Source organism: Nitrospirota bacterium (assembly GCA_016214385.1).
In the GTDB taxonomy this organism is placed as follows: Bacteria; Nitrospirota; Thermodesulfovibrionia; order UBA6902; family JACROP01; genus JACROP01.
In genome coordinates this window covers 1-8,701 of the sequence record JACROP010000052.1, presented here as the reverse complement: position 1 = coordinate 8,701, position 8,701 = coordinate 1, and the positions used below count along the sequence as shown (strand labels likewise).

The window sequence follows — 8,701 nt, the reverse complement described above, 5'->3', positions numbered from 1 at the left end:
CGTCCTGAACTGATCGGAAAGCCTGTTGTGATTGGGGGTGATGGAGACCCCACTAAAAGGGGTGTTGTATCAACAGCATCTTATGAGGCGAGACAGTTTGGGATACACTCTGCCATGCCATTAAGGACTGCTTATAAGCTCTGTCCTGATGCTATCTTCTTACCTGTAGATTACGAAGAGTATTCGAGGGTTTCTCAAAATATTAAAGCCATTCTTGGAGAGTTCACACCAGTAATTGAAGATGTGGGAGTTGATGAGGCATTCCTCGATATAACACAAATCGACAAGCCATCCGATGAGATTGCAAAGGAGATCAAAAAGAGAATCAAGGATGAAACTGAGCTTACCTGCTCCGTAGGTATTGCGCCGAACAAACTCCTCGCAAAGATTGCTTCTGATATGCAGAAGCCAGAGGGCCTTACCATAATTAAAGAGGAGGACATAGAGAGCCGCATATGGCCATTGCCTGTCAGAAAACTCTGGGGTGTTGGGGCAAAGACAGAGGCATATCTAAAAGGCATGAAGATAGAGACCATTGGAAAGCTTGCTACCATGTCTCTTGATAAGCTAATTGAGAATTTCGGGAAATCATACGGAAACTATCTCTATGAGGCATCAAGGGGAATAGACGAGAGCCCTCTCATAACTCACTGGGAACCGAAATCATCGAGCAGGGAGACGACCTTTCAGACGGATATTGATAACTGGCAGATACTCGCAAAGACCATTGCGGAGCTCACAAAAGAGGTTGTCGATGACATAAGGCAAAGGGGCTATAAAGGCAGGACTGTTACGGTAAAGGTGAGATTTAGCGATTTTAAAACATATACAAGGTCAAAGACTCTTCATGAGCCTACCGATTCTTTAGAAACAATAAGAAGGGCTGCCTTTGATTGCCTCAGCAGGTTTGAGCTCAAAAAGAAGGTGCGACTCATAGGGGTAAGAGTAAGCGGATTGGAAAAAGGTTTTTTGAAATAAAGCATCCTGGCATAGCAAGTTTGTTATAATGGTTGTAATTTATCTAAGGGTATTGATAAAGTTTTCATTGGGAGGAATTACATAATGTTCCATACCGCAGACCCAAAAGATATTATTGATGGAAGAATAACTGACGTATATTTTGAACGCACTTTAAAAATTCTGAGGGCAAAGGGGATAAACCCTGTTGTCAAGGCTGAATTTATTGCAAAGACCCTTCCTGATAACTGGCCATGGGCAATATTCGCAGGTCTTGAAGAGGCAATATATTTAATGAAACACCTGCCAATAAAGGTAAGAGCGATGAAAGAGGGGACTGTTTTTTATCCTTATGAGCCTGTAATGGAGATTGAAGGGAAATACCAGGATTTTTGTGTCTATGAAACTGCAATTCTCGGCCTGATATGCCAGGCATCAGGTGTTGCCACAAAGGCTGCAAGGTTCAAGAAGCTTGCTGGAGAAAGGCTTGTGGTGAGCTTTGGCGCAAGGAGGATGCATCCCATACTTGCTCCGATGATTGAAAGAAACGCATATATCGGAGGATGCGATGGTGTCGCTGTTATAAAATCAGGAGAAATTATCGGAGAAGACCCGATGGGCACAATGCCACATGCCCTGATTATATGCATAGGTTCAACAGTGGAGGCAATAAAGGCTTATGACGAAGTCTTAGAGCCGAATTTCAAAAGGGTTGCCCTCATTGACACATTCCTTGATGAGAAGTTCGAGGCGCTCAATGTGGCAGAGGCTATGGGAGAGAAGCTCTTTGCAGTCAGGCTTGATACCCCTTCATCAAGGCGCGGGGATTTCTACCGTATTCTTGAGGAATGCAGGTGGGAGCTTGATTTGAGGGGATTCAGACACGTGAAGCTTTTTGTAAGCGGCGGAATAAAAGAGGAAGACATCCCAGTAATAAATCCTGTGGTTGATGCCTATGGCATTGGCACATCAATAAGCAATGCACCTGTTGTTGACTATGCAATGGATATAATGGAGGTTGAGGGCAAGCCACTTGCAAAGAGGGGGAAGTGGTCAGGGAGCAAAAGGGTTTTAAGATGTCAGAAATGCAGTGAAAAAAAGACTGTCCCGAACAACAAGAATAAATACACCTGCCATTGCAGCGGAAAATTTGATGATATTCTGATTCCCGTGCTCGACAGAGGCAGAGCTCACCTGAAGATGCCAAAGCCAACGGAGTTGAGGGCATTTGTGCTTGGACAGGTAAAAGCACTTGCTCTTGTGTAGATTGTTGAACCGTTTAAAAAATCAACAATCCTTTTGACTTTTTATTTTTTATGCTTTATTATTTGAGTGAGCACTCACTCAAATAAACTTACGCAATGCAAATATGGCATAAATAAATTATGAGTAGTATAAAAAAACAGGACAAAAGAGAACTGATACTAAAGGCTGCAACGAGGGTATTTGCCAGGAAAGGCTACCACGCCTCAAGGACTGTAGAGATTGCTAATGAGGCAGGGGTAGCAGAGGGAACGCTTTATAACTACTTTAAAAGTAAAGAAGACCTGCTCATTTCAATCTTCGAGGAAAACTGGAAGATGTTTTTAAAGGCTGCAAAGGAAATAGCTTCTTTATCAGTCCACCCTGATGAGAAGATAGACGCCATACTTGACCTTTCCCTGAACATGTTCGGGAAAGACAAAGACATAGCAGAGGTGATACTGGTTGAGTTAAGACAGAGCAGAAAGATATTTTCAGAAAAACATATATCTATGGTCCTTGATTTTTTAGAGATACTCGAATCAGTAATAGCAGAAGGGATAGAGAAGGGGATATATAGAAAAGACATAGATACGAAGGTAGTTAGAGCAATCCTGTTCGGGACAGTTGAGGGAGTGCTGCTAAGCTGGATTTTATCGCAGGAGCATCCTGCTTATAAAAAAAGAAAGGTGAAGTTCACGCTAAAGGATGCAAAAAGGACAATCATGAATATTTATAGAGAAGGAATAACGCTGAGGGATAATTAATGGTTCCAATATCTATAAAAAATCTCCTTTACGACAAAACAAGGTTTGCAATAACTATAGTAGGCGTTACTTTTGCAGTAGTGCTTATTTTTGCCCAGATAGGCATATATTTAGGGTTTATGAAAAATGCCTCAACAATAATAGACAACATCAATGCAGATATATGGGTCACGTCTAAGGACTCTCCAAATTTTGATTGGTCAAGACCATTCCCTGAGAAAAATTTAAACATCATTAAAGGCATAAAAGGCATTGAATGGGCTGAAAAATTGGTGTTTGCATGGACAATGATGAAGCTCCCTGATGGCGGCACAGAGCAGATAGAGCTGATAGGTTATAACCCGAATTCAGGGATTGGTGCGCCATGGAAAATGAAAGAAGGAAGAATCTCTGATGTAAAAGGCGGCAAATACATCATAGTGGATGAGTCTGCTCAAAAAAGACTCGGGAAGGTAAGGGTTGGCGATGTCAGGGAGATTATGGACCAGAAGGTCAAGATTGCCGGGATATCAGAGGGGATTAAATCCCTGACCACTGCTCCATATATATTTACTTCTTATGACACTGCAAAAGAGCTTGCGCCATACATTGGCAGGGATAACACAACTTTCATACTTGTAAAGGTCTCAGAAGACTTTGATAAAGATGAGATTATCCAGATTTTAAAAAAGCGCCTGACAGGCGTAAGTGTTTATACAAGGGAAGGATATAGTTTCAGGACAAAGAAATACTGGACGATTAGTACAGGCATGGGCATGGGGTTTCTGATCACAGCCTTTTTAGGTTTTATTATTGGCATGATTATCGTCGGGCAGACTATTTATACATCAACTGTTGAGCATTTGAGAGAATTCGGAACGCTAAAGGCAATCGGAGCTACGAATACATACATCTATAGAATAATCATTGAGCAGGCTATCATAAATGCAGTGGTTGGCTATGTGATGGGGCTTATTGCTATACGGTTTCTAATAAAAGGATATGAAAAGACAGGGCTTGATATGGTTGTGCCGGATTATCTTATGGGCAGCGTGTTTTTTATTACAATTTTGATGTGTATCAGTGCATCTTTTATATCGATAAGAAAGGCAACGAGGATAGACCCGGTAATGGTGTTCAGGACATGATTCTTAAGACAGAAAACCTCTATAAGACATATAAGGAAGGAAGCGTGATTGTTGATGCAATAAGGAATGTATCAATCTCTATTGAGAGAGGTGAGATGGTAGCAATAATGGGACCCTCAGGTAGCGGCAAGACCACTCTGCTCAGCATGATGGGTTGTATCTTAAAACCAACAAGTGGGCGGGTCATTATCAATGACATAGATGTGACTGAACTGTCTGAAGACAGGCTACCTTACATACGAAATAATTTCATAGGATTTGTATTCCAGACATTTAATCTCTTCCCATCCCTTACTGCACAGGAAAATGTTGAGATAGCATTAAATCTAAAAAAAATAAAACGTAAGAAGGCAAGAGAAAAGGCAGCATTTCTCCTGGAGAAGGTTGGATTAAAAGACAGGTTGAATTTTCTTCCGAGAGATCTAAGCGGGGGACAGAAACAGAGGGTCTCTATTGCGAGGGCAATTGCAGCCGAACCACCTCTTATACTTGCAGATGAGCCAACAGGTAACCTCGATTCAAAATCAGGGCATGAGGTCATAACAGTCCTCAGGGAATTGAGCAAAGATAACAAGAGTGCAGTTGTCATTGTAACACACGATACGAGGATCTCTGATGTTGTAGACCGCATTTTATATCTTGAAGATGGAGAAATTATCCGCCTCGGCGGATCCGCTGAGGCGGATAGGAGCAAAGAAAAATGCGCCTTAGATATTCAATAATATTATTTTTGGTTTTGTCGCTTGTTGTGGCGTTCGTCTTATTCAGAAATAAGAACAATGAAGGCCGTACAGAGATTGCACAATACAGGGACCTGGGCTATAAGGTAGCTGCTACAGGGAAGGTAGAAGGATGGAAAGAGGCTGATATAGGGTATAAGAATCCTGGCAGAATCGAGGCCATAAAAGTCATGGAAGGCGATGTTATTAAGAAGGACAGTGTCCTCGTTGTTATGGATAAGAGCGACCTCATTCAAAGACTTGAAGAGGCACAGGTTTCCCTCAAACAGACAGAACTTGATGTAGAGAAATACATGAGCCTCTATGAAAGAGGTTTTGTCTCAAAAAGAGAACTCGAACTGATGGACACAGGCCATAAAAAGGCTATGGCCAATGTTAGGGCCATAAAGAAGCTCATAGATGAAACAGTCATTACTGCGCCGTTTGATTGCATGGTAGTGAAAAAGTATAAAGAGGTTGGTGAGACCATAGGTCAATTCTCAACGCCAGAGCCTATAATGAAGGTTGCAGATATCAGCAGGTTGAAGGTAAGGGCAGAGGTAGAAGAATCCGATATCGGGAAAATAAAGATAGGACAAACAGCAGACATAAACCTGGATGCATATCCTGGCGAGGTCTTTAATGGGAAGGTCATAAGTATCGGATATGCCGTAGGGAAAAAGAAGATAAAGTCAGACGACCCGGGCGAGCCTGTTGATGCCAAGGTTATCGAATGCGTGATAGAAATGCCGCCGACAGAGCGGTTAAAGGTAGGCATGACTGTTGAGGTTAAAATCAATGCACAGATTAAGAAAGACGCTCTCTCTGTCAGCCGTAAGGCGGTTATGAGAGATAGTGAAGGAGAATTTGTCCAGGCCTTTGCAGAAGATAAGATAAAGAAGGTTAAAATAAAGACAGGACTCAAAGATGATTTTTATATAGAAATAACAGAGGGGCTGAAAGAAGGAGACAGGATTGTTATTAAATAGGATAGTTAACATATGGGTTATTTAAAAATCATCCTCGCCATCCTTATATGGAGCTCTCTCGGTATAATTGTAAGAAAAGCTGGACTCCCAACTCAAGGCATTGTCTTTTATCCTGCCCTCTTAGCTGCCATTTTTCAATCCATTATCCTGTATAAAAAAGGCGGCCTTTCACTACCTGCCTTGAGAGGTTCTAACATAATTTTATACATCCTTGCCCCCTGCTTTCTGGCAAACACATTTCTCTACTATTATGCCTTTGCCCATACCACCATAGCCAATGCAGTTCTTACCCATTACACTGCTCCTATTTTTGTAGCCATCATGGCGCCCTTGCTTCTAAAAGAAAAATCTGCCAATACCACGTGGCTTGCTATTGTCCTTTCATCAATAGGGCTATGGCTCATGCTCGGAGGATTCTCCGTTGCAGATGAAGATTTAAAAGGCATTATTGCAGGCATTGCCTCCGGGGTGGTATATGCTGTAATAATCCTCCTGGTAAGGGCAATTTCCCAGAAATATACATCACTCTTTGTTGTGTTTGTGCAGAATATGGTGGCAGCCTTTATCCTTTTGCCGTTTGTTATTAAAATCCCTCTTACCTATCAGTCGCTGCCATATCTTGTTGCCCTGGGTTTGATACATTCCACTCTTGCACCGGTACTATATTTAGATGGCTTAAAGACCGTCAGGGCAAATGAGGCAGCGATTCTTGGATATTTTGAGCCGGTCGGAGCTATAATATTAGCACTGATTTTTCTAAATGAGATTCCAGGTGCAAAAGCCCTCCTGGGAGGACTTTTGATTCTATGTTCAGGATATATGATATTCAGAGGTAGAGGATGAAAAAGTTAATTTTGCATTTTGCAATTTGCATTTTCATTGTCTTTCTATTTCAGCCAGCAAACGCCTTCCCTGCTGAGAAAATAGAGCTGACTCTGAAGGAAGCAATAAAGACGGCTCTCTCAGAAAACTTAGACCTGGTCACAGAAAGATACAATCCGAAAATCCAGGAGGCAGGCGTAACAGTTGAAGAAGGGCAGTTTGACCCGAACCTCGGTATGTCCTTGAATGAGGCCTTCAGTAAAAGCCAGGCAGTAACAACCCTGGCAGGTACAGAAGACAGGACTTTAACTTTTGATATTTCCCTCGGGCAGAAATTAAAAACCGGCACAACCTATGAGCTCAAATGGTCCAATATACGCACCAGAGGCAACTCATCGTTTCTGCGTATCAACCCCTACTATATATCAGAAGCTGTCCTCAGTGTTACCCAGCCTCTGCTCAAGGATTTTGGAATGGAAGTCCAGGAAGGGCGTATAAACATCGCAAAAAACAGTCTCGATTCAGCAAGGCTTGGCCTTGATGCAAAATCCATGGAAATAATAGCAAATGTGGAAAAGGCATACTGGGACCTCGTGCTTGCATATGAGGAGTTTGAGGTCAGCAAGCTCTCATTGAGCCTCGCGCAGAGACTCTTAAAGGAAAGCAGGGCAAGGGTTGAGGCAGGTGTCCTCGCTCCTGTAGAAGTGCTTCAGGCCGAGGCAGAGGTCGCCAGCAGAGAAGAGGCCCTCCTCAGTGCCCAGAAGGCAATAAGGGATTTTGAAGACAAGTTAAAGGCAGCAATGAATTATAAAGACTGGGAGATTGAAATCTCCCCTGTAGACAGACCAGGAAGACCAGGCACTGTGCCTGCAATCAGTGATGTAATGCAGGAGGCGCTAAAAAACAGGCAGGATTATCAGCAGGCAAAACTCGACATAAAGAGCAAAGAAATCTCAAAGAGGATTACTGAGAATCAAACCCTGCCAGGACTGTCTTTTGTAGGTGCAGTAGGCCTTAATGGCCTTGATGGCACCTATGGCAACAGCCTTGACAGGCTTTCCTCAGGCAACTACTATTCCTGGCAGCTCGGCCTTGAATTAAAAATCCCTCTGGGCAACAGGACAGCAAGGGGAAATGCCATAAAAGCCCGACTTGAGGAGGATAAGGCAAAAACCGGTCTTCAGGTCATCGAGCAAAAGATGACGCTTGAGGTCAGGGAAGCAGTTCGAACACTTGAGCTCTCAATAAAAAAGATCGATGCAACGCTGAAGACCAGGGAACTTGCACATAAAAGGCTTGAGGCTGAAGAAGAGAAATTCAGGGTAGGCATGTCCACAGCCTATGATGTCCTCGTATTCCAGGAATCCTATGCAAAGGCCCTTAACAATGAAAAAAGAGCACTCATGGATTATGCAAAGGCCGAGGTAGAGCTTAAAAAAGTAAAAGGGACGCTAACAGTAGAGGAATAAGAAAAGATGCGTAAAAAGTTTGTAATAATTGGAGCTGTAATTGCCCTTCTTGCAGGGATTGGAATTGGCTGGAAATATTTCAGCGATGGAAACAGGAAAACCAAAGGGTTCAAAACCGCAAAAATAGAGAGGGGGGATATCTCTGCCACTGTTTCAGCAACAGGGACTCTCAATGCATTAGTAACTGTTCTGGTCGGAAGTCAGGTCTCAGGCACAATAAAAGAGCTTCATGCTGACTTCAACTCTGTTGTCAAAAAAGGGCAGGTGATTGCACGGCTTGACCCCGCGCTTTTTATCGAGCAGGTAAATCAGGCAAAGGCAAACCTGTTAAATGCCAGTGCAAATTTAGAAAAGGCAAAAGTGGGTGTGAACGATGCAAAGAGAAATTTCGAAAGGGCAAAAGACCTTCACCTGAAAGGCATTATATCCCAGAGCGACTTTGATGTTACCCAGGCCAATTACGAATCTGCCCTTGCCCAGATGAATGCTGCTTCGGCACAGGTAGAGCAGAGCAAGGCAGCACGCAGGCTTAGCGAGGTAAATCTTTCCAATACAATAATAAAAGCCCCTGTTGATGGTGTTGTGATATCAAGGAACGTAGATGTGGGG

9 protein-coding genes are annotated in these 8,701 nt (G+C 42.9%); all 9 read left to right on the top strand.

Going from position 1 to position 8,701, the window contains the following annotated elements; translation table 11 throughout:
- On the top strand, positions 1-978 hold a 978-nt coding region (gene dinB / locus HZC12_03425; GenBank protein ID MBI5025778.1), incomplete at its 5' end, for a DNA polymerase IV.
- Positions 979-1,062: 84 nt separating this feature from the next.
- Complete coding sequence (locus tag HZC12_03420; protein MBI5025777.1) at positions 1,063-2,223, top strand: nicotinate phosphoribosyltransferase; 1,161 nt, start codon at positions 1,063-1,065, stop codon at positions 2,221-2,223.
- 119 nt (positions 2,224-2,342) lie between these two features.
- A complete protein-coding gene (locus HZC12_03415) occupies positions 2,343-2,966 on the top strand; it encodes a TetR/AcrR family transcriptional regulator (protein MBI5025776.1) in 624 nt (207 codons plus the stop codon).
- On the top strand, positions 2,966-4,093 hold the full coding sequence (locus HZC12_03410) for an ABC transporter permease (protein ID MBI5025775.1): 1,128 nt from the start codon (positions 2,966-2,968) through the stop codon (positions 4,091-4,093). The genes HZC12_03415 and HZC12_03410 overlap by 1 nt, the downstream gene beginning before the upstream one ends.
- Complete coding sequence (locus tag HZC12_03405) at positions 4,090-4,815, top strand: ABC transporter ATP-binding protein (protein ID MBI5025774.1); 726 nt, start codon at positions 4,090-4,092, stop codon at positions 4,813-4,815. The genes HZC12_03410 and HZC12_03405 overlap by 4 nt, the downstream gene beginning before the upstream one ends.
- A gap of 26 nt (positions 4,816-4,841) precedes the next feature.
- Complete coding sequence (locus HZC12_03400; GenBank protein ID MBI5025773.1) at positions 4,842-5,801, top strand: efflux RND transporter periplasmic adaptor subunit; 960 nt, start codon at positions 4,842-4,844, stop codon at positions 5,799-5,801.
- A 12-nt stretch (positions 5,802-5,813) separates the two neighbouring features.
- Entirely contained in the window at positions 5,814-6,644 is an 831-nt protein-coding gene (locus tag HZC12_03395; protein MBI5025772.1) for an EamA family transporter, read from the top strand.
- On the top strand, positions 6,641-8,092 hold the full coding sequence (locus HZC12_03390) for a TolC family protein (GenBank protein ID MBI5025771.1): 1,452 nt from the start codon (positions 6,641-6,643) through the stop codon (positions 8,090-8,092). Before HZC12_03395 ends, HZC12_03390 begins: the two co-directional genes overlap by 4 nt.
- A gap of 6 nt (positions 8,093-8,098) precedes the next feature.
- Positions 8,099-8,701, top strand: a 603-nt coding sequence (locus HZC12_03385) for an efflux RND transporter periplasmic adaptor subunit (GenBank protein ID MBI5025770.1), incomplete at its 3' end; no start/stop codon positions are given.

Excerpts from the sequence above, each read along its gene's own strand:
- HZC12_03405 (MBI5025774.1), top strand. The coding sequence starts at position 4,090 with ATGATTCTTAAGACAGAAAACCTCTATAAGACATATAAGGAAGGAAGC.
- HZC12_03420 (MBI5025777.1), top strand. The coding sequence starts at position 1,063 with ATGTTCCATACCGCAGACCCAAAAGATATTATTGATGGAAGAATAACT.
- HZC12_03390 (MBI5025771.1), top strand. The coding sequence starts at position 6,641 with ATGAAAAAGTTAATTTTGCATTTTGCAATTTGCATTTTCATTGTCTTT.
- HZC12_03415 (MBI5025776.1), top strand. The coding sequence starts at position 2,343 with ATGAGTAGTATAAAAAAACAGGACAAAAGAGAACTGATACTAAAGGCT.
- HZC12_03410 (MBI5025775.1), top strand. The coding sequence starts at position 2,966 with ATGGTTCCAATATCTATAAAAAATCTCCTTTACGACAAAACAAGGTTT.
- HZC12_03395 (MBI5025772.1), top strand. The coding sequence starts at position 5,814 with ATGGGTTATTTAAAAATCATCCTCGCCATCCTTATATGGAGCTCTCTC.